The 21,311-nt window shown below is 39.2% G+C and carries 19 protein-coding genes, 10 pseudogenes and 1 riboswitch; of the genes and pseudogenes, 14 read left to right on the top strand and 15 right to left on the bottom strand.

Annotation, left to right across the window (positions count from 1 at the left end; translation table 11 throughout):
• Positions 1 to 2 precede the first annotated feature (2 nt).
• The 5 genes from ACWYN3_RS24975 (at position 3) to ACWYN3_RS24955 (ending at position 2,244) form a co-directional block, all read left to right on the top strand.
• Positions 3 to 263: a hypothetical protein gene (locus ACWYN3_RS24975; RefSeq protein ID WP_456216809.1), complete on the top strand. Its 261-nt coding sequence runs from the start codon at positions 3 to 5 to the stop codon at positions 261 to 263.
• A 70-nt stretch (positions 264 to 333) separates the two neighbouring features.
• Positions 334 to 966, top strand: a complete 633-nt coding sequence (locus ACWYN3_RS24970; protein ID WP_456216808.1) for a hypothetical protein — start codon at positions 334 to 336, stop codon at positions 964 to 966.
• A 110-nt stretch (positions 967 to 1,076) separates the two neighbouring features.
• Positions 1,077 to 1,295 carry a hypothetical protein gene (locus ACWYN3_RS24965; RefSeq protein WP_456216807.1) on the top strand — a complete coding sequence of 73 codons (219 nt, stop codon included), beginning with the start codon at positions 1,077 to 1,079 and terminating at the stop codon, positions 1,293 to 1,295.
• A complete protein-coding gene (locus ACWYN3_RS24960; protein ID WP_456216806.1) occupies positions 1,292 to 1,522 on the top strand; it encodes a MarR family winged helix-turn-helix transcriptional regulator in 231 nt (76 codons plus the stop codon). The genes ACWYN3_RS24965 and ACWYN3_RS24960 overlap by 4 nt, the downstream gene beginning before the upstream one ends.
• Positions 1,523 to 1,533: 11 nt before the next feature.
• Positions 1,534 to 2,244: a universal stress protein gene (locus ACWYN3_RS24955; RefSeq protein ID WP_456216805.1), complete on the top strand. Its 711-nt coding sequence runs from the start codon at positions 1,534 to 1,536 to the stop codon at positions 2,242 to 2,244.
• 203 nt (positions 2,245 to 2,447) lie between these two features.
• Here ACWYN3_RS24955 and ACWYN3_RS24950 read toward each other — a convergent pair whose 3' ends face one another.
• Positions 2,448 to 3,539, bottom strand: a complete 1,092-nt coding sequence (locus tag ACWYN3_RS24950; protein WP_456216804.1) for a M1 family aminopeptidase — start codon at positions 3,537 to 3,539, stop codon at positions 2,448 to 2,450.
• Positions 3,540 to 3,682: 143 nt separating this feature from the next.
• On the bottom strand, positions 3,683 to 4,258 hold the full coding sequence (locus ACWYN3_RS24945; protein ID WP_456216803.1) for a hypothetical protein: 576 nt from the start codon (positions 4,256 to 4,258) through the stop codon (positions 3,683 to 3,685).
• A 323-nt stretch (positions 4,259 to 4,581) separates the two neighbouring features.
• Here ACWYN3_RS24945 and greA point away from each other — a divergent pair.
• Positions 4,582 to 5,056, top strand: a pseudogene (gene greA, locus ACWYN3_RS24940) (transcription elongation factor GreA).
• A 9-nt stretch (positions 5,057 to 5,065) separates the two neighbouring features.
• A pseudogene (locus tag ACWYN3_RS24935) lies at positions 5,066 to 5,457 on the top strand (HIT family protein).
• Positions 5,458 to 5,464: 7 nt separating this feature from the next.
• Here the strand turns inward: ACWYN3_RS24935 and ACWYN3_RS24930 are convergent.
• The 7 genes and pseudogenes from ACWYN3_RS24930 to ACWYN3_RS24900 form a co-directional block, all read right to left on the bottom strand.
• Positions 5,465 to 5,792: pseudogene (locus tag ACWYN3_RS24930) on the bottom strand (nucleotide pyrophosphohydrolase).
• Positions 5,793 to 6,245 (bottom strand): D-aminoacyl-tRNA deacylase, encoded by a 453-nt coding sequence (gene dtd, locus ACWYN3_RS24925; RefSeq protein ID WP_456216802.1) that lies wholly within the window; start codon positions 6,243 to 6,245, stop codon positions 5,793 to 5,795.
• Positions 6,246 to 6,256: 11 nt separating this feature from the next.
• A pseudogene (gene rsgA / locus ACWYN3_RS24920) lies at positions 6,257 to 7,179 on the bottom strand (ribosome small subunit-dependent GTPase A).
• Between the two features lie 92 nt (positions 7,180 to 7,271).
• Complete coding sequence (locus tag ACWYN3_RS24915; protein ID WP_456216801.1) at positions 7,272 to 7,595, bottom strand: S41 family peptidase; 324 nt, start codon at positions 7,593 to 7,595, stop codon at positions 7,272 to 7,274.
• Between the two features lie 154 nt (positions 7,596 to 7,749).
• Positions 7,750 to 7,971, bottom strand: coding sequence for a hypothetical protein (locus ACWYN3_RS24910; protein WP_456216800.1), 222 nt, complete (start codon positions 7,969 to 7,971; stop codon positions 7,750 to 7,752).
• 7 nt (positions 7,972 to 7,978) lie between these two features.
• Positions 7,979 to 8,152 (bottom strand): hypothetical protein, encoded by a 174-nt coding sequence (locus tag ACWYN3_RS24905; protein ID WP_456216799.1) that lies wholly within the window; start codon positions 8,150 to 8,152, stop codon positions 7,979 to 7,981.
• A 69-nt stretch (positions 8,153 to 8,221) separates the two neighbouring features.
• Positions 8,222 to 8,710: a hypothetical protein gene (locus tag ACWYN3_RS24900; RefSeq protein ID WP_456216798.1), complete on the bottom strand. Its 489-nt coding sequence runs from the start codon at positions 8,708 to 8,710 to the stop codon at positions 8,222 to 8,224.
• On the opposite strand from ACWYN3_RS24900, the gene ACWYN3_RS24895 reads away from it, so the two are divergent.
• The 7 genes and pseudogenes from ACWYN3_RS24895 to thrC all read left to right on the top strand — a co-directional run bounded on the left by ACWYN3_RS24895 (position 8,710) and on the right by thrC (position 14,202).
• Entirely contained in the window at positions 8,710 to 8,856 is a 147-nt protein-coding gene (locus ACWYN3_RS24895; protein WP_456216797.1) for a hypothetical protein, read from the top strand. The genes ACWYN3_RS24900 and ACWYN3_RS24895 overlap by 1 nt on opposite strands.
• Before the next feature lie 686 nt (positions 8,857 to 9,542).
• A pseudogene (locus tag ACWYN3_RS24890) lies at positions 9,543 to 10,781 on the top strand (aspartate kinase).
• A pseudogene (locus tag ACWYN3_RS24885) lies at positions 10,759 to 10,854 on the top strand (ACT domain-containing protein); the annotation flags it as partial. The pseudogenes ACWYN3_RS24890 and ACWYN3_RS24885, both read left to right, overlap by 23 nt.
• Before the next feature lie 24 nt (positions 10,855 to 10,878).
• A complete protein-coding gene (locus ACWYN3_RS24880; protein ID WP_456216796.1) occupies positions 10,879 to 11,805 on the top strand; it encodes a hypothetical protein in 927 nt (308 codons plus the stop codon).
• Entirely contained in the window at positions 11,802 to 11,990 is a 189-nt protein-coding gene (locus ACWYN3_RS24875) for a hypothetical protein (RefSeq protein WP_456216795.1), read from the top strand. The genes ACWYN3_RS24880 and ACWYN3_RS24875 overlap by 4 nt, the downstream gene beginning before the upstream one ends.
• A pseudogene (locus tag ACWYN3_RS24870) lies at positions 11,987 to 12,925 on the top strand (homoserine kinase). Before ACWYN3_RS24875 ends, ACWYN3_RS24870 begins: the two are co-directional and overlap by 4 nt.
• An 11-nt stretch (positions 12,926 to 12,936) precedes the next feature.
• A complete protein-coding gene (thrC, locus tag ACWYN3_RS24865) occupies positions 12,937 to 14,202 on the top strand; it encodes a threonine synthase (protein WP_456216794.1) in 1,266 nt (421 codons plus the stop codon).
• A 145-nt stretch (positions 14,203 to 14,347) separates the two neighbouring features.
• Here the strand turns inward: thrC and ACWYN3_RS24860 are convergent, their stop codons facing one another.
• The 6 genes and pseudogenes from ACWYN3_RS24860 to ACWYN3_RS24835 all read right to left on the bottom strand — a co-directional run bounded on the left by ACWYN3_RS24860 (position 14,348) and on the right by ACWYN3_RS24835 (position 21,311).
• The gene (locus tag ACWYN3_RS24860; RefSeq protein ID WP_456216793.1) at positions 14,348 to 14,785 is read right to left on the bottom strand and encodes an META domain-containing protein; all 438 of its coding nucleotides are present in this window, start codon (positions 14,783 to 14,785) and stop codon (positions 14,348 to 14,350) included.
• 74 nt (positions 14,786 to 14,859) lie between these two features.
• Positions 14,860 to 15,812, bottom strand: a pseudogene (metF, locus tag ACWYN3_RS24855) (methylenetetrahydrofolate reductase [NAD(P)H]).
• Positions 15,813 to 15,830: 18 nt separating this feature from the next.
• Positions 15,831 to 19,491, bottom strand: a pseudogene (gene metH, locus ACWYN3_RS24850) (methionine synthase).
• A gap of 121 nt (positions 19,492 to 19,612) precedes the next feature.
• Positions 19,613 to 19,722, bottom strand: a riboswitch (SAM riboswitch).
• A 212-nt stretch (positions 19,723 to 19,934) separates the two neighbouring features.
• Complete coding sequence (locus tag ACWYN3_RS24845) at positions 19,935 to 20,276, bottom strand: Bax inhibitor-1/YccA family protein (RefSeq protein ID WP_456216792.1); 342 nt, start codon at positions 20,274 to 20,276, stop codon at positions 19,935 to 19,937.
• Positions 20,276 to 20,689 (bottom strand): Bax inhibitor-1 family protein, encoded by a 414-nt coding sequence (locus ACWYN3_RS24840; RefSeq protein ID WP_456216791.1) that lies wholly within the window; start codon positions 20,687 to 20,689, stop codon positions 20,276 to 20,278. Before ACWYN3_RS24840 ends, ACWYN3_RS24845 begins: the two co-directional genes overlap by 1 nt.
• Before the next feature lie 50 nt (positions 20,690 to 20,739).
• Positions 20,740 to 21,311: pseudogene (locus ACWYN3_RS24835) on the bottom strand (hypothetical protein).

The following is a 21,311-nucleotide window of genomic DNA, read 5'->3' as shown; positions in this document are numbered from 1 at the left end:
AGGTGGATACGATAACTACGTTTATCGCAGAGAATAAGGAACATCTGACTATTAATCAACTAAGTCTGCAGCTGCGTAATGCTTCTGTTAAGCGAACTGTAAATTTATCAGGAAGTGACGATTTAAATAAATGGTATGCAATAAAAGAGAACATTTCATTAGAAGAGGCCGTTTCTGGTGAGGCGGATAACGGAACGTATCAGCAACAGCTGAAATTTCCCTTCCAGTTCGTATCGTTATCGTTATCTTATACAGATCAATAATGAGAATAAAGGGTCAGTAGCAATTTTACAGGCTGGTATCTACAGACAGCAAACTATTCCCCCGGTTTATGTGAAGCTTGCAGCTGCTGTAATTAAGCAGAAGGACAGTGCCGGGACAAGTCATATTAAAGTGCAGTTTAATGATAATTATCAATTGAATAAACTCCATCTGGATATTGCCGGACAAAAATATTATAAGCGCAATATACGTGTTTATGATATTGGTGGTAAAGACAGAATGCTGGTCGTTGATACAGTAATTAGTTCTTCGGCCATGCCATATCTATATTTTTCGGTAAAAACAAAGCGTATAGAGCTGGAGATACTGAATGGTGATAATCCACCTTTGGTATTGAAAGGGATTAGTGCCTATCAATTGAACCAGTCATTAATCAGCTATCTTGAAAAAGGACAGGCGTATCAGCTTTTATTTGGCGATGGAAAAGCCGCCGCACCAGATTATGATCTTAAGTTTTTTGGTGACAGTTTGCAACAGGAACTTAAGCAGCTGGACCATCAGGCGATTTCTCCAAATCCTTTATATCAGGCTGAAAAGGTGAAAAATAAGGTGGCAAAAGCGGAAGGTATTCCGGGATGGTTAATCTGGGCAGCTATTGCGATAGTTGCTGTTTTGTTGGGTTTTCTGACTTTCAGAATGACTCAGGAAGTTGGTCGCAGGGAACAGGAAGAAAAAAATAATTGATTTTAAATACCTTTTAATGATTTTGTGTCACATCTTTTTAATTGGATACTAATAGTATAGAACTATACTATCTATTCCTTAACTTTATTGCATCATCTTAAATAAAGGTTATGACAACTAAAAGTAAAGCCTTGCTGGCCCTTGAGCTTGGACGTGCGGTCATTGAAATGAGAAGTCGCTCGCGTCAGTTCATCCAGTCCAGGATTAAAGAAAATAAGCTGAACATCACTTACGAAATGCTAGAGATTTTGATCTGTCTTTGGGAAAAAGATGGAATCAACCAGCAGGAAAAAGCGCGGATAAAATTATTAAGGAAAAGGCCAGTATGACCTACCTGATTGATAATCTTGCTAAACGAGAACTGGTTCAAAGACAGGAAGATGTAAATGACAGAAGAAATAAGCTGATTTATCTGACCCCTGAAGGAAAAAGGTTGCAGGAAGAGTTGCTTCCCTGGGCAGTTGAGATGTATACCGGAGCCAGCCAGACGCTTACAGCTGAAGGTATCATTGCAGCAACACAACTTATCCGGGAACTGACAAAGAACATTAAATAAAATAATTGATTATGAAGACAATTCTGATACCAGTTGATTTTTCACTATCTGCTGATCACGCTGTTGATTATGCTGCCGATTTGAGTAATAACCGTGATGTTGAACAGATCATTCTCTTTGCACAATTTCACGTCTCTTTTTTTGAACAACTATATCCAACACCCGATTTTATACAGACTGGTGAACAAGAAATACAGGAATTAAAACAAAAGCTTACACTCCAGCTCCAAGAGCTGAAAACACAGCTTTTGAGTAAACTGACCTCTGGCACTACTGTTAAAGTTGTACTTCTGGAAATGCCTTTATTGCGGGCAGTCTTAAAAATGATCGAAACAGAAAATCCCGATGTTTTATTTCTGGGAAGTAACAGTATGTCAGGCGGAGACAGCAGTTTTGTAGGCAGTCTGATGGTCGAAATTGCAAAAGTCAGTACCATCCCGGTTTTTATTGTACCTCCTGATACAATTTATCAACCGATTAAGAATGTACTGGTAGCTTGTGATTTCAGAACAGTTAATCATGCCGGCCTTTTGAACCGCTTGCATAAGATCAAAGATTGGCCACATCCTAAACTTACGTTGCTGAATGTTGATCCTCAGCAAAAGCACTTGCATCCGGATCATCCGGCACTTGAAATTAATGGGATTATCAAAGAAGTATTAAGCGATTATGAGTATGAATTGTTTTATGCTGATGATAGCGATATTTTTTACGTGGGGTAGTTACATTTGCTGCTATCAGCATAATCAGCAATTAATTATTGCTCTACCAGGAGTTCACAGCTTCTTATATAACTTAACGCATAAAAGCATAACAGAAGGGTTAGCCAGGGATGCAAACAGGCCTGTTCTGATTCTTAAATAAATAAGCATACAAAAGGCCGCCCTGAATAAAATCGGGGCGGCCTTTTGTATGCTTATTTACTTTATTTATTCCAGCTGTTATCTGTTGGTTTAGCATCCATATAAATGCCTCCATCCAATACAAGAGAAGAAACAGTCTTCTTTGCAGTGAATTGAATATTAATCGCTTTCTGGTTGTATCTCCATACTTGTGGAGTTTCATGGATCACCTGTGTAGTCCCATCAGTATAGGTTACTTTAATATCAAACGGAATAGCGAAACCTCCTGTGTTTTTGATAGAAACGCTATAAGTTAGTCCTTTGATCGTTACTTTATCCATTGCCAGATCAATATAATTATTGCTGAAAAACCAATTGTTCCAGAACCAGAACCAGTTCAGGTTTTGCTTAGAGGCATCATTGATCGTATTAAAGAAATCCCATGGAATTGGGTGCTTTCCGTTCCAGCGATCCATATAGACATGCAGGTATTTCTTGAATAATTCATCTCCAAACATATCCTTTAATGCAAGGTAGGCAAGAGAAGGCTTGACATAAGCGTTATTGCCATAACCAGCTCCGGAAACCTGAGTAGATAGTGTAATTACAGGCTGATCTTCTTCGGTAGAAGGATCTTTAATCCATCTTTCTACTCTGAATTTCTTGTAATTCTGATCTGCCCGGTCTTTCCCAAGCTGGTGCTGACCAATCAGATATTCTAAGGTAGTTGCCCAGCCTTCGTCCATGTGTGCATAACGTGTTTCATTAGTTCCCATGTAAAAAGGGAAATAAGTATGCGCTATTTCGTGGTTAAGAACAAACTGGCTGAATTCCATATCCGGAGTACTTGAATCATTGACCATCATCGGGAATTCCATATCGGCAAAACCTTGTACTGCCGTCATTTTTGAGAATGGGTAAGGAACACCCGGCCAGTTATTTGAAAACCAGTCCAAAGCCTGTTTAGTCCATACTGCTGCATGTGAAAAATCTTCAGCTTTGCTATCGTAAGCAGATTGTACGCTGGTTCTTCTTTGAGTTTTATGATCGACAACTACACTACCTGCATCCCATAAATAATGATTACTCATGGCAAAGGTGATGTCGGTGATGTGATCAGCGGAAAATTTCCATGAGTTCCATTCGTTCTGTCTGGTCACTTCACCGTTTGCCATTTCCTGTGCATTCGCAATAGAAACAACTTCTTCGCTTGTATAAGACTTTTTAAGCTTCTCGGCAAATTTTGGTTGTAAGACCTCATCCGGATTTTTTAAATCGCCTGTGGCCCATACAACGTAGTTTTTAGGAGCTTTAACGGTTAACAGGTAGTCATTAAAATCATTATAGAATTCTGTACGGTCTGTGTGCGGGATTTTATCCCATCCGTTATATCATCATCATAAACTGAAATTCTTGGAAAAGCATAAGCTACAAAAAAGGTGGTGTTGTCGATCTGACCTTCTCTGCCGCTTAATTTTGATAAGGGATAACTCCAGTTGATTTTAAATGTCACTGTTTTGCCCGGAGCTATAGCGTTGTTCAGTTTAATATCGTCAGTAGTGCCCCAGTCTTTAGTATCTACATTATAGGACTGACCATCTACGGTAAACAAATTGATGTCTAAGCCAGAGGTTAGGTAGTCTTTATTCACATAACCTGCTCTTGGTGATTCGGGCTTGTGTACATTATTGACAAACCTCATCGTAACTTTTTTGAGGGTGTCAGGACTATTGTTAGTATAGGTTATCGTTTCTGTTCCTTTAACCAGTTTATCGTTTGGGGTGACGGTGATTGTCATATCATATTTCCCCTTATTCTGCCAGTAGCTTTTTCCGGGTTTGCCATCCAGGGAGCGTGTCCCATTGTCGTATGCCGCTTTGATATTTCTTGGCATATACAGCTCTGGGCCTGTGCAGTGAGGGTTCCCATTAAAAATAAGGCAGCTATTTTGAAAATGTGTTTTTCCATATTCTTTTTTATATTTCATTCATTGCCTGTCTGGCAGGCTCCCAAAAGTAATTGTTTTAAGCCTGTAAACAAGTTTATTGGCCGAATTTTAAGTGGGCTTTGAGGTCTTTCCAAACAATTCAAATCAAAAGATTTGCTTTTGTAAGAATTGCCTGTTATCTTCGTTTTAATTGAAGCAAGACTATGTGGGCTTATTGCCAATATAGTCTTGTTTGTATTTTAAAGGTTTTACAAATAATAAATTAAGCTATGACAGAGGTAACATATTACACTCAGGAAGGATTAGATAAGCTAAAGGAAGAGGTACATTACTTAACTACTACAGGGAGACAATTGATCTCCAAAGCTATAGCTGAAGCAAGAGATAAAGGCGATCTATCAGAAAATGCGGAGTACGATGCTGCTAAAGAAGCACAAGGTCTGCATGAATGCAAAAATATCTAAGTTAAAAACTACACTTGCATCTGCAAGATTAATTGATGAATCGAAATTAGACCTGACTAAGGTACTTGCATTATCGATCGTTAAAATAAAGAATCTTAAAAACGGTGCAACAATGAGTTATCAGCTGGTTGCTGAAACTGAAGCTGACCTTAAAACCGGAAAAATTTCTGTAAAATCTCCTATTGCTCAGGGTTTACTGGGTAAATCGGTAGGTGATAAAACTGAGATTGAGGTTCCGGCAGGAAAGATTGAATTTGAAATATTAGAAATCACCAGATAATCATTTTATATGTCAAGTATATTTTCCAAGATCGTAGCAGGAGAAATTCCCGCACATGTAGTTGCCGAAACGACACAATTTCTGGCGTTTTTAGATGTCAGTCCTTTAACGATGGGCCATGTACTGGTAATCCCTAAAAAGGAAATTGATTATATATTTGATATGGACGAAGAGAGTTATTTCGGCCTTACCTTATTTGCTAAGATTGTACTGTAGCACTAAAGAAAGCTTTTCCATGTGTAAAAGTAGGAATGGCCGTGATTGGCCTGGAAGTACCTCATGTACATATCCATTTGATTCCTATGAATGCTGTGGGGGATATGAACTTTAGCAAAGCGAAGCTGAATCCTACGCAGGAAGAACTGCAGGAAGCAGCATTAAAAATTAAAGCACAGTTGTAAAACTGTGCTATTTTAATTTTTCATTATTTTTATGCCTGTCGGCATCTCTGATACTTTTTTTAACCAGGTTTTTCTCCATCGCTTCAGTCAGGTTAATACCTGTTTGGTTAGCCAGACAGATCAGTACAAACAGCACATCAGCCATTTCATCACCAAGGTCTACTGCTTCATCACTTTTTTTTGAAAGATTGTTCTCCGTATTTGCGTGACATAATACGGGCTACTTCACCTACTTCTTCCATTAAAATGGCTGTATTCGTTAATTCGTTGAAATAACGGACCCCGGTTGTATTGATCCATTGGTCAACAGTGTCCTGTGCTTCTTGTATGGTCATTTATTCTTTGTTTTTGGTGTCTATTAATATCGTAACGGGACCATCATTGATCAGACTGATCTTCATGTCTGCACCAAATACGCCCGTTTGTACGGGTTTATTCACCATTGTGGTGAGTTGTCTGATCATAGCTTCGTAAAGCGGAATTGCTTTATCTGGCCTTGCTGCCCTGGTAAAACCCGGTCTGTTCCCTTTTTTAGTCGCTGCAAATAGGGTGAACTGGCTGATCAGTAAAATATTTCCGTCTATATCTGCCAGAGACTTGTTCATTAAGCCGTTCTCATCGCTGAAAATTCTGATATTGAATATTTTAGCTGCGAGCCATTCTACATCGTCCTGTTCATCAGCATCTTCGATGCCCAGCAGAACCAGTAATCCATTTTCAATTGCGCCGGTTACTGCATGATCTACTTTACAGCTTGCTTCTGTAACTCTTTGTATAACTGCTCTCATCGCTGGTGTTCTTAAGCTCTGGTTTCATTGCCGTGATACATACTCAGATAACTTTCGTAACGGCTGGCTTCTATTTCTCCGGTTTTGACAGCGTCTAAAACTGCACAACTAGGTTCATTGATGTGACGGCAATTGTGAAATTTACATTTGTGCATCAGATCACGCATTTCCCTGAAATAGTGACTTAGTTCTTCTGGTTTAATATCATAAATACCCAGCTCTCTGATTCCAGGGCTATCTATCAGGTAACCACCAAAAGGAAGCGTATGCATTTCGGCAAATGTAGTGGTATGCTGTCCCTTATCACTGGATTCAGATATTTCGCCTGTTTTAATATTTCTGTCAGGTAACAACACGTTAATCAGACTGGATTTTCCTACGCCCGAATGGCCTGAAAAAAGGGTTGTTTTATCTTTTAATAAGCTTTCTATCAGAGGCATATTTGTACCTTCGGTAGCAGAAACCTCATAACATGGATAACCCAGGCTTTCATAGATATTTTTATACTCTGCTAATACTTCAAGACCGTCTTCATTGTATAAATCCAGTTTGTTGAAGATTAATACTGAAGGGATACTATAAGCTTCTGCAGTTACTAAAAAGCGATCTATAAAACCTAGTGAAGTACGTGGTGAAGCGAGTGTTACCACCAGAAAAGCCTCATCTATATTAGCTGCAATAATCTGAGCCTGTTTGGATAAGTTAATTGATTTTCTGATAATATAGTTTTTTTTCGGGGATGAAGTTTATAAATGACTCCATTTTCAGAATTCGGCTCCATTTCGAAGTCTACCTGATCTCCAACCGCAATAGGATTGGTGGTCTGAATCCCTTTGATCCGGAACTTCCCTTTAATCCTGCATTGATAATCACGGTCATCTTCTCCATGAACCAAATACCAGCTCCCTGTTGATTTTATTACTAGTCCTTGCATAATTTTACAAAGCAAAGGTAAGGAAAAAAAAAGGAGCGTGCTTTCTGTCAATGTTTTATTTAGCCATTTTTAGAATCTGTTTATCATCTAAATTATAAACAGATTCTTATCGCCTCTTCTAATATTTCGTCTTTTCCTGAACTGATCCCTTTCAGAGTAGGATTAATGATCACATCAGGGATAATGCCTGCAAGGTGATGTTTACTCCCATCATTATTTTTCGTCAAAAGACCTGTATAGCCAATAGAGTAGCGTCCTGGCAGGTAAATCATATTGATATTCCCATTTGTTCCTGAGGTTGGCTGACCAATAATTGTAGCGAGTTTAAAATCTTTTATCTGGCCGAGAAGGGTTTCTGAAGCACTTTGTGCGCTGGCATCAGTAAGAAAGTAAACTTTAGCTGTTAAATGAGGCAATAGCGGAATTATTTTTTTTCAGGATCAGACTGATAGGTGATCTGATCAAAATCAGGATAGATGATTTCTGGTGTAAAAAAGGTATTTGGGCTAATTGGTTTTGTCAATAAGTGAGGAACTAGATTAAAGGCATGATCATCTAAAGGATAACCTCTCAGGTCGAATATAATTGATTTGCATTTGCCAGTGCTACTTTGTATTGGATATCACTGATTGAGTCTGTAGATAGATTGACATAAAATACATGAGGTTTTATCCAGCCCATAGGTACTGGCTTTGTTTTAAATGAACCGTTTCTATAACCAACACCTTTGATAGTCCTTATGATACTTAAGTGCTTTCTGATTCCATTTTTATTGATAACTAAATCCGTCATGGTTTTTTCAGGTCCGTTTAACAGGGTTACCAATCCTTTGTATTGCTTCCATTGCACTGATCCGGATAAGTATTTTTCTTTTGATAATAAGGTGTTCAGGGGCAGGCTGGTTATCAATGGAATCTATGATATCGCCTGCTGATATCATTTTATTCAGGCTAGTGTCCAAAACTTCTTTCACAATAATTTTACCTTCGGTTTTAGTCAGCAGCAAGGGGGGGCAGAGGCATGATCTGACTGATCGCTTCCATCAGCCAGCCCAACAAACATATGGCCATCGTTTAAAGGGGCACACATTAATGAGCGTGTTTAGAAAATCATTGGCAGTCTGATCCTGGAAAGCTTTTTTAACAGCATCTGTCAGAATATCCTGAGCTGGCTTTGAAACATCATCCCAATACGGATAAGAATGTTTTAGTATGTTCCATGTGATGATAATATTTGCGAGCCTGATTTCCAGGATATCTCCGCTGATTTTCAGCTTTCCACCGGAATCTTTAGGCAGTTCAGCATTTATAGTTGCAAATAGTCGTTTGATTGTGCTTGTATCTGTTTTAGGGTAGGTTCCTGCTTTATCCTCATATAAAACATAAGGTACAATACAGGAAATACCTGCTGTGATTTGTTTTTGAAGAAATTCACCAATTGAGGGCTGTTTTTTAAAGAGTTCCTGTGCTGGCTGGCCATTCTTGTCAGTATTGCTGTTTGTCCGGATACTCTTGTATATATTCTTATACATTGGGAGCTCAAATCCAAGATGCTGCCAGTTGGTGGTTTGATAGTATTCCGGATTTCCAGGGGAGTTTCCCTGATAGAGAAATATTCTGGTTTGTTGTTTGGGTATATTTTAATGGTGGGGGCGATGGGATGAAATATGTTTTTTAACTCCTTAACTAATTCTGTGTCATCTTGTATGGTCAGCATTTTCTGACTCCCATAAATTGCAACTGTTGCCCAGTCTTTAGGTGCTTCATCACTGGGATGGAAATATTGTACATAACCATAAAGTCTGGTAAAGGCTTCAATATTTCTGAGCTGACGGCTCGTTGGCTGTGCGAATAGACTTATGGGTAATATAATACTGAGCAGAATTATGAAAACTGTTTTGCAGTAAGAGTTTCTTTTTATTTCCATAGTGCATTGAATTGTTGTTGCAAGGTATGTCTATTAATATTTAATTAAATACAAGCTGATATTCATTTAACTTTATTTAACTGTTTTAACAGGTTTTTAACATAATTGTGGGGGTAAGTTCTTCTCTCTTAGTTAGTAATCATGTATTCTAGTATAGAAAAGCTAAGCTGTATTGTTCTGGATTGCTCCTTCGTTGTAATTTTTTTCGTTATTCCCTTGCTTATTAGAAAAATATAACTTTACTTTATGGCGTAGCGATAACGAAGCAATATTGCTATGGACATATGATAAATAATTCAACCCTTACATCCATTATTATTACCACCACCGGGAAAGCCGGAGGCAGGTGTATATTGGTATAATAAGAAAAATAAAAAAAAACCATAAAAAAGCGCCTTCCTCTAAACTGGAAGGCGCTTTTTTTTTAATCCAAAACTATGAATATTCTAAAATTCGGCGGTACTTCAGTAGGATCGGCATCAGGTATCCGAACCCTGATCAGCATCCTCAAAGAAAGGGAACAGGATGATTATCCGGTAGTTGTACTTTCAGCAATGAGTGGGGTAACCAACTTGCTGCAGGCAATGGCAGAAAAAGCACAGGTGGCAGAAGAGTATGCCACAGAGCTAAAAGAAATCGAAGAAAAAAAACTTCGAAGTGGTTAAAAAATGCTTCCTGCATCTGCACAAAATCCAGTATTTACGAAGTTGAAAATTTACTTCAATGAGCTGGAAGATATCTTGCAATCGGTGTATCATTTAAAGGAATTAAGTCCTCAAACCAGGGATCTGATCCTGAGTTTTGGAGAGCGTTGTTCTGCCTTTATGATCAGTCATATTGCAAAGCAGGATTTCCCGAACGCGCTTTGCGTAGATGGTTCCGAACTAATTAAAACCGATAGTAATTTTGGACAGGCAAAAGTAAATACACCTTTAACAGAATTGCTGATTCAGGATTTTTATGAGGCAAATAGAGATAAACTATTATTTTTAACTGGATTTATAGCCAGCAATACCGAAGGAAGAACCACAACTTTGGGACGCGGTGGCAGTGATTTTACAGCTGCAATCTGGGGCTCTGCCCTGAATGTAAAAGAGATTGAAATCTGGACTGATGTAGATGGTATGCTGACTGCTGATCCAAGGATGGTAGAAAAGGCATTTTCTTTACCTGAACTGAGCTATACTGAGGCCATGGAACTCTCTTATTTTGGGGCGAAAGTTATTTATCCGCCTACAATGACCCCGGCTTTTTTAAAGAAGATCCCTATTGTGATCAAAAATACTTTCAATAAAGAGTTCAAAGGTACCTATATCCGTCATGGAGTAAATACTTCGGCTTTACCAATCAAAGGGATTTCGTCAATCGATGAGATCAGTATATTAAACTTATCCGGAAGCGGAATGGTTGGGAAGGCTGGTTTTAGTGGAAGGCTGTTTTCTCTTTTATCTCGGGAGCAGATCAATGTCGTACTGATTACCCAGTCTTCTTCTGAACATAGTATCACTTTTGCTGTTAAACCTGCTGATGCTTTAAGTGCACTGGCGATTATCAGTAAAGAATTTGAACTGGAATTGCAAGCTAAGAAACTGGAATATCCTGAGGTTGAAAATGGATTAGCGGTACTGGCGATTGTAGGAGAGAATATGAAACATACACCAGGGATGTCCTGGTAAACTATTTCATGCACTGGGCAGAAACGGGGTTAACGTTCGTGCCATTGCACAGGGATCTTCAGAATATAATATATCAGTTATTTTATCGAAAACAGACTTGTCAAAAGCTGTGAATGCAGTGCATGATGCCTTTTTCGAAGATCTGAAAAAGACATTGCATGTATTTTGCCTGGGTACAGGAAATATCGGTAAAACTTTGTTCCGTCAGTTGCTGGTTCAAAGTCCGCTGCTTGCTAAAAATAATGACCTGGAAGTAAAGGTAATGGGGATCAGTAATTCACGTCAGATGTATGTGAGTAATACTGCATTGAACCTTGCTGATTGGGAAAATGAACTAAGTAATAATGCTGAAAAGGCAGATTTAACTTTATTTGTTAAGCAGATGAAAGCAATGAACCTGCCTAATTGTGTCTTTGTGGATAATACTGCAAGCGGTAATCCTGTGAATTATTATCAGGAAATACTGGAATCAAGTATTTCACTGGTTACTTGTAATAAGATTGGAAATTCTGCTGAATATGCACAATATGATGCTTTTAAAACAGCAGCACGTAAATATGGAGTAGATTTCCATTATGAGACTAATGTCGGCGCTGGTCTCCCGATCATTCGTACACTTAAAGATCTGATGTTAAGTGGTGATAACATATTTAGTATCGAAGCGATCCTGTCAGGTACGATCTCTTTTATATTTAATAATTTTAAAAATGATGTACTCTTCCACGAAATCGTAAAGGAAGCACAGGATAAGGGTTATACAGAACCTGATCCGCGTGATGATTTAAATGGAAAGGATTTTATGCGTAAAATGCTGATCCTGGCAAGAGATGCTGGTTATCCATTGGAAGAGGCGGATGTTGAATTGGAAAGTATGTTGCCGCCTGCCTGTATGGCTGCTACGAGTGTAGCTGATTTTTATAAGGAGCTTGAAAATAATGCGGCTTATTTTGAGGATTTAAAGAACCGGGCTGCTGCGGACAATAAGGTATTGAGTATATTGGGAAACTGGAAGAAGGAAAGGTGACGATTAATCTTCAAATGGTTGATGATTCTCATCCTTTCTACATGCTTTCGGGTAGTGATAATATTATTTCCTTCACTACTGACCGTTATAAAGATCGCCCTTTAGTAATCAAAGGGCCTGGTGCTGGTGCTGAAGTAACTGCTGCTGGTGTATTTGCAGATATTATAAATGTGGGTAAGAAATGAGAAAATCAGTAAAAGTTTTTGCCCCGGCAACAGTAGCGAATGTCGTTTGTGGATTTGACGTTTTGGGTTTTGCAGTTAATGCTCCGGGTGATGAAGTAATCATGAGGGTTACGGATAAACCGGGGGTAGTTATTTCTAAGATTACGGGTGATGATGGCAGATTGCCTCTTAATCCGGCTAAAAATACAGTAAGTGCGAGTGTACAGGACTATCTGAAACATATTGGCCGTACAGATATTGGAATTGATATTGAACTGCATAAAAAAATGCCTATTGGAAGTGGTGGTAGGTTCAAGTTCAGCAAGCACCGTGGCTGGTTTATTTGCCATTAATACTTTGTTTGATAACCAGCTAAGTAATAAAGAGCTTGTTCCTTTTGCAATGAAAGGAGAGGAGCTGGCCTGTGGTTATGGTCATGCAGATAATGTTGCACCTGCTTTAATGGGTGGTTTTGTGCTGATCAGAAGTTACGAACCTCTTGATGTGATCAGTTTGCCTTTTCCGCAGGATATGTGTGCAGCTATTGTTTATCCGGAAGTGGACGTACCTACAAAAGATGCAAGGCAAATGATCCGTTCTAAAGTTTTATTGAAAGATGCAGTAAAGCAGTGGGGAAATGTAGCTGGCCTGGTAACAGGGCTGTTTACAAATGATTATGATTTGATTGGCCGGAGTATGGTTGATGTATTGGTTGAGCCTACAAGATCAATTCTTATCCCTGATTTTTATAAAATGAGAAGTATCGCTATGGAATTGGGTGCGATCAGTTTCGGTATTTCTGGTTCGTTGGGCCCTCTGTTTTTGCACTGACTAAAGATCAGGATACTGCTCATTTAATTACTCAGGCACTGCAAAAACAATTGAAATCTATTCAGATTAACAGTCTTTCATTTGTATCACCGGTTAATAAAAAAGGCCCGGTTATACTGGATTAAAAAACGCAAACATGAAATTATACAGTACGAATAACCACGACCTGAAAATAGATTTCCAAACGGCTGTTTTCAATAGTATGCCACTGGATAAGGGCTTATATATGCCTGTAGAGATTCCTGTACTTGATCAGGATTTTATTCAGCATCTGGATCAGTATACCCTGCCTGAAATAGCTTATAAAGTAGCTTCGATACTTTTAAATGACGATATCCCGGCAGGTGATCTCAAGGTAATTATTGATGATGCAATAAATTTTGAAGCGCCACTGCATCCTTTAAATGACCAGACCTATGTGCTGGAATTATTTCATGGGCCTTCATTAGCATTTAAAGATTTCGGTGCCAGGTTCATGAGCAGGGTTATGGCTTATTTTCTAAAAGATAATGAGCAATTGCTTGATGTTTTGGTCGCAACTTCGGGAGATACTGGCGGTGCTGTAGCTCTTGGTTTTTTGGGTGTACCGAATACCAGGGTGACCATCCTGTACCCTAAGGGAAAAGTTAGTGAAATTCAGGAATTGCAGTTATGCAGTAATGGTCAGAATATCCGGGCTATAGAAATTGACGGTACTTTTGATGATTGTCAGCATCTGGTGAAACAGGCATTTGCTGATGATGAACTGAACAGTAAAATGAGACTTACTTCGGCCAATTCAATTAATATTGCACGTTTGATCCCGCAAACTTTCTACTATTTTAATGCGCTTGCCCAATTATTCAGAGAAGGGAAAAGAGAAGTTGTGTTTGCTGTGCCAAGTGGAAATTTTGGTAATATTGCTGCAGGTTTATTAGCTTATAAGATGGGATTGCCAGTTAAGCAGTTTATTGCTGCGACGAATGCAAATGATACTGTTCCCCGCTTTTTGGAAACAGGTGTTTATGAAACAAGACCCTCTGTACAGACTTATGCGAATGCAATGGATGTGGGTGCACCAAGTAATTGGGTAAGGATTATGGCCTTATTTAACGAACAGCGTGAAAGTGTGAAGGAAATGGTTAAAAGCTACCGCTATTCTGATGATCAGACTGTTCAGGCAATTGCAGCTATTTACCAGCAATATAACTATGTGGCTTGTCCGCATACCGCAATCGCATGGTTGGCAGTACAGGAATATCAGAAACAGCATCCCTCAGCCGAGGATACTTTTGTGTTTTTATCCACCGCACATCCCTGTAAGTTTCCTGATATATTTCCTGCAGAGCTTGCCGCACAGATCAGGATTCCTGAACAGGTTAATGAGCTGAAAAAGAAAGAAAAAAAAAAGCTACAGCGATGAAAGTCGATTTTAATGCTTTTAAGACATTTTTATTAACAGCAAACCAGAGCTGAAAATTAGTTGGTCCACTCTTTTCGGACACACTGTATATCCAAATAAAAAAAGAAGCCCGTATCATTTTTGATTAATGATACAGGCTCTTTTTTTATTTGATTTTTTTGAATCTCATAATGGCGATGTCGCCCATCATGAAATTCAAAATAGTATCTCCTTTAATGGAGTATTTATTCACTTTCTTTAGTGTTTCAAAGAAAACCGTCTCTCCTTCGCCAGGACAGGCCATTTTTGTGACCGCCATTGGCTGATTGAAGTTGATTGAGGTGTCATCTGCATTCAATTTTCCTGAGAACGAATTACAACTGCTGTTTCCACTTACTTTTTTATCAGCAAGGTCAAAAACTAATGTTGGTTTTTGACCAGGGTACAGGCCATTAAAAGCTATCCTCGGACCTGAAATATAATTCAGCTCCCAGCTCCCTCCAAGTTTGGATAAATCTGAACTCGCTTCTACTGTATTCTTTAAAGCATTACAGGAAGTTAAAGTGCCAATAACTGTAAGTACTATCAATGTCGTCCTTCTCATATCGTTCTTTGTAGAGAACGAAATATACAAAGAATCTGCCAAATATTATTCAGGAGCGTAATCTGACCAATAAATTAGAAAACTGCGCGGGCAATTCTTTTAGTTGGTTCGGGATTACTCATGGTATAAAAGTGCAGTACCGGAGCACCAACTTTGATTAACTCTTTGCACTGCTGTATCATCCATTCTATTCCTACCTCTTTTACATCCTTCTCATTTTTACATTCCTGCACCGCTTCTGTCAGATCTTCGGGCAGGTCGATATGAAATATTTTTGGTAAACTGATCAGTTGTTTAGAGGAAGTGATGGGTTTAAGACCGGGAATAATGGGGACATTTATCCCATTTGATCTGCATTGGGCAACAAAATCACAATATTTTGCATTATCGAAGAACATTTGTGTAACGATAAACTCTGCACCCATATCTACTTTTTGTTTCAGATATTTAAAATCTGTTTTAAGGTTTGGTGCTTCAAAATGCTTTTCCGGGGTAACGGCTACGCCAATACAGAAATCAGTTTGAAAGGCCGAATGATCTTCAAACAAATACTTCCCGTTATTCATATCATTTACCTGACCTAATAAATCAGTTGCATAAGCATGTCCGCCTGGTGTAGGTATAAAGGTTGAGTCTGCATGTCTTGCATCTCCGCGTAAAACAAGGACATTGTCGATGCCTAAGAACTGAAGGTCAATCAATGCATTTTCGGTCTCTTCTCTGGTAAAACCACCACAAATTAAATGCGGCACCGCATCTACTTTGTATTTGTTCATAATTGCAGCACAGATCGCTACTGTTCCGGGGCGTTTACGGTAAGAAACTTTTTCCAGTAAACCGTTATCATGTTGTTTATAGATATAATCTTCTCTATGGTAGGTCACATCAATAAAAGGGGGATTAAATTCCATTAAAGGATCAATTGCATCATAGATATCGGTGATGCTTTTTCCCTTAACTGGCGGCAGCAGCTCAAAAGAGAACAAGGTTTTACCTTGGCGTTGGTTATGTGTTCGGTGATCTTCATTTAAGTTTTGTTGTGAGGTTAATAAGCTAAATTCGGACTAAGCCATCTTTCTGTATCTTCAAGAGACCTGTTTTTTCTGACTGCGTATTCTTCTACCTGGTCTTTGGTTATTTTTCCCAGGCCGAAATATCTTGATTGAGGATGTGAGAAATAGAACCCGCTTACAGCTGCGGTAGGGTACATGGCAAAACTTTCTGTCAGGCGAAGGCCTATCTTTTGTTCTGCTCCCAATAAGTCAAACAGCGTTTCTTTTTCCGTATGATCCGGACATGCCGGATAACCTGGTGCCGGACGAATACCTGCGTATTCTTCTTTAATCAGATCTTCATTGGTCAGATGCTCATCTTCTGCATAACCCCAGTAATCTTTACGAACTAACTCATGTAAGTGTTCAGCAAATGCTTCGGCAAGTCTGTCAGCTAATGCTTTTGCCATGATACTGTTGTAATCATCATAGTTGGCTTCAAACTCTGCAACCATTTCATCACAGCCAATACCAGTAGTGACTGCAAAACCACCAAAATAATCCTGAACTCCATCTTCTTTGGTCGCAACAAAATCTGATAAAGCATAATAAGGTTCTCCGGCAACTTTCTCCGCTTGCTGACGCAGCGTATGGATCGTTACTGGTTTATCGTCTACATCCAATATAATATCATCGCCTTTGGCATGTGCAGGCCAGAACCCGATAACTGCTTTAGCAGTTAACAGTTTCTCGTCAACAATCTTTTGCAATAAGACACGTGCATCATCGTATAGTTTTTTTGCTTCTACGCCGACTGATTTATCATTGAATATTTTAGGGTAACTGCCTCTTAATTCCCAGGTATGGAAAAAAGGAGTCCAGTCAATATAAGGGACAAGGGTTTCCAGTGGATAATCCTCGAACGTTTTGGTTCCTGTAAACTTAGGTGCCGGAGCAACAAGGGCAGGGTCAATGGCAAATTTATCCGTCCTTGCTTCCGCGATGGACTTAAAACGTTTATCATTACGTTTATTTAAATGCGCTTCACGGGCTTTATCATATTCCTGTTTGATATTATCAATATAGCCACCGCGCGTTTCTTCGTTCATCAGTGTACTGCATACGGTTACACTTCTGGAAGCATCCAGTACATGGATAGCTGGCCCTGAATAATTAGGCGCTATTTTCACAGCAGCGTGAATTCTGGAAGTGGTTGCACCACCAATAAGCAGGGGTACAGTAAAACCTTCACGTTCCATTTCTTTGGCAAAATGTACCATCTCATCCAGTGATGGGGTGATTAATCCACTTAATCCAATAATATCGGCATTGATCTCTTTTGCTTTTTTAATGATCTCCTGAGCGGGAACCATCACACCCATATCAACGATCTCAAAGTTATTACAGGCAAGAACTACTCCTACAATGTTTTTACCAATATCATGTACGTCACCTTTTACAGTGGCCAGTAATATCCTTCCGGCTGATGAACTTTGGTTACCCATCGGGGTTATCCAGTTTTTCCTGTTCGATAAACGGAAGGAGATAAGCCACCGCTTTTTTCATTACCCTGGCAGATTTTACAACCTGGGGAAGGAACATTTTTCCTGCTCCGAATAAATCACCTACTATATTCATTCCGTCCATCAAAGGACCTTCAATTACGTGAATAGGGCGGTCATATTGTTGTCTTGCTTCTTCTACGTCGGCATCCAGGTATTCAATAATTCCTTTCACCAAAGAGTGGGAGAGACGGGATTCTACTGGCGCTTTTCTCCACTCTTCATCCTTAACCAGCTCTTTTCCTTTAGACTTTACAGTTTCTGCAAAGTCTACCAGACGTTCTGTGGCATCATCGCGACGGTTTAATAACACATCTTCTACACGTTCCAGCAGTTCTGCAGGAATAGCTTCATATACTTCAAGCATCCCGGCATTCACAATCCCCATATCCAGACCAGCTTTAATCGCATGGAAAAGAAAGGCAGAATGCATGGCCTCACGTACTGTATTATTTCCTCTGAAAGAGAAAGATATATTGGATACACCACCGCTTACTTTGGCATAAGGCAGGTTTTCTTTGATCCAGCGTGCTGCATTGATAAAATCGACAGCATAATTATTATGTTCTTCCAGTCCTGTAGCTACAGTTAAGATATTCGGGTCAAAAATGATATCTTCTGCTGGAAAACCTATTTCGTCTACTAATATATCATAGGAACGTTTACAGATTTCTTTTCTGCGTTCAAAGTTGTCGGCCTGTCCATTTTCATCGAAAGCCATCACAACGATAGCGGCACCGTAATTCATAATCTTACGGGCACTTTCACGGAATTTATCTTCTCCTTCTTTTAATGAAATAGAGTTGACGATGCCTTTTCCCTGTAAACATTTTAGGCCATTTTCAATCACACTCCACTTAGAGGAATCGACCATGATTGGCAGTTTAGAAATATCCGGTTCTGAAGCAATAAGATTAAGGAATTTAGTCATTGCGGCTTCGAATCAAGCATCCCTTCATCCATGTTGACGTCAATAACCTGCGCACCACCTTCTACCTGTTGTCTGGCAACGGTCAGGGCAGCTTCATAGTCACCACTTAAAATTAACTTAGAGAATTTTGGGGAGCCCGTGATATTGGTTCTTTCACCAATGTTGACAAACATGCTGTCGGGCGTAATGGTTACGGGTTCTAATCCGCTTAAACGTAGGTAACGAGGTATTTCTGGTATTTGTCTTGGAGTAATGTTTTTAGCTTTTGCGGCAATAGCAGCGATATGCTCTGGCGTGGTGCCACAACAACCACCCACAATATTGACGAAGCCGTTCTGAATAAAATCTCCAACCATCGAGGCTGTTTCACTTGGCATCTCATCGTAAGCACCAAATTCATTTGGTAATCCCGCGTTTGGATAAGCAGATACATAACATGGTGCTTTTGCAGCCAGTTCTTCAATATGGGGTCTCATGTCTTTTGCGCCAAGGGCACAGTTTAAAGCCAATGCTTAAAGGGTTTGCATGAATAATTGAGTTCAGGAAAGCTTCTACAGTCTGACCGGACAGGGTTCTGCCTGAAGCGTCTGTAATTGTTCCGGAAATCATAATTTCGATTTTTCGGTCAATGACTTCTTCATATCTTTTGATCGCAAAAATTGCTGCTTTAGCATTTAGTGTATCAAAAATAGTCTCAATTAACAGCACATCAGAACCGCCGTCAACCAGACCTCTGACTTGTTCATAATAGGCATCAACCAATTCATCAAAGGTTAAAGCCCGGTATCCCGGATCATTTACGTCTGGTGAAATAGATAGGGTACGGTTGGTTGGCCCAACGGCTCCGGCTACAAAACAGATCCGGTCTGGATTGGCTGCCATGAACTCATTTACTGCTTCTTTAGCAATTTTAGCCCCTTCAAAGCTCATTTCATAATCGAGCTCCTCCATCTTATAATCCGCAAGGGAGATCCGTTGCGTACTAAAAGTGTTGGTTTCAATAATATCAGTACCTGCTTTGAGATATTCGGTGTGTATGGCCTTAATAATATCGGGGCGTGTAATATTCAGCAGGTCATTGTTACCTTTTACATCGCATGGGTGATCTGCGAACCGCGCTCCTCTGAAATCTTCTTCAGTCAGGATATAGCGCTGGATCATGGTGCCCATAGCACCATCGATGATTAGTATTCGTTTTGCAAGCTCTTCTCTTATGCTCATTATCTGTATTGATGGATAGCCATTTTTCCGTATTAAAGCAATTATAATGCAATGCAATAATCGAACACAGAAAAATTTTATATAAACAGGCCTAATCAGAAATCCGGTGTCGGATCGAATTAACTTATCTTTCAAGAACAACCGAAGCTGCTCGAGTAGAATGTAGCACCTTGTAAGCACAGGTTGCTAAGACTTCGTCGGGTCTAATCCCTCCGTCTTTCTTTATAAGCTGGCTACAAAAATGCAACAAAGAAAAATCATTTCCAAGAAAATAGAGTTTAAAGCATATAAAATTGCAAAAATCAGGCAAATGTACAGTGGGTACGGAACAATGTTCTGTGGTTTTGAGAATGTAAGCTAAAAGGGAAATGGATATTAAATTCATAAAAAAAAGCTGGAAGGATTTTAGTCCAGCCAGCTTTTTTATAAAGTTTTATTCTTCCTTATTTTCTTCCTCCGAAGATTCTCAATAAGAAGATGAAAATGTTCAGGAAGTCAAGATATAGGGATAAAGCACCCATGATTGCTAATTTTTTAGTGTCATCAACAGCCATAGTACCGCCGTTTTCTTCGATACCAGCACCGATACGTTTTAATTTCTGAACATCATAAGCAGTTAATGCAGTGAAAATCGCTACACCGAAGAAACTCATGATATAGTCAAAACCTGAACTTTTCAGGAACATATTAATTACGCTTGCGATAACCAAACCAACTACACCAATCATTAAGATTGATCCGAATTTGCTTAAATCTGTGTTTGTGGTATAACCCAGGATAGCCATTAATTAAGCCAAAATATCCCTGCGGCAGCAGCAAAACAAGCTACTACTGAAGTTGTAGTATAAATCAGCAGGATAAAACTCAAACTAACACCAGTCAATAGTGAATATAGAATAAATACGCCCACTAAAGCACCATAGGATAGTTTACTCAGTCCTGCACTCATTAAAAGAACTAGTCCCAGTGGTGCAAACATTACTGCATAACCTATAATTGACATTTTACCTGTTTCCGGGTTAAGAAGGTATTGAAGCATTTCAGGGGTATTGGCCATGTACACAGCTGCAAATGTAGATATACCCAGTGCTACGAACATCCATAAAAACACATTAGCAAAGAATTTCTTTGCAATAGTTCCTGATTGGTTTTCCACAAAAACTGATTGTTGTGACCAATTATTATTATTGTTATCCATGTTATTTTAAAATTTAATTAAATATACGAATCTATTTGTATCAGCAAAAGCTATGCCCCTAGTCTTTTTGTCAGAATTTCTTCAACTTTATGGAAATTTGAAGAGGTTTGGCTGTTCTCCATGCCAATTCGTCAAGTTCGCCACCGAAATTAATATAGTAATCGATGTTGCTGCTTCTGAATTCTTCAATTACATGGGGGTTGAAATTTACACCGGTGATCCATCCATCTTCCACATCCTGAAACCATTCTTCATAATAGCTATCCTCTGAAGCATGAAAATTAAGGATGTTTTCTCCGATCAGGATGAACTTATTGATTCCTTCGTCAATCATCAGCTCCAGTATCTCGCGTTTTAAAAGCATGATATCATTTCCTATCGCATCATTCCATTCGCCGATAAACTCGATGATTGCGAAATTGTGATCGTAATCAACAAATAAAACTTTAATATAAAGTGTATTTGATCCAAAATCATCCCATTGCGGATGGATAAGAAAGTTATATAACTGTTTATCGAAATAAAACTCTGAGTATTCTGTATTGTAAAATGGTGACCTGGGGTCTTCCGCGGCTATATAGTCGTCGTCACGCCAGCGGTAAAAAGGTTCTATTTCGTGCAT

The organism is Pedobacter sp. NJ-S-72 (assembly GCF_053890575.1).
Note: the sequence above shows the minus strand (reverse complement) of the source record. Positions and strands in the feature narration are given on the sequence as shown.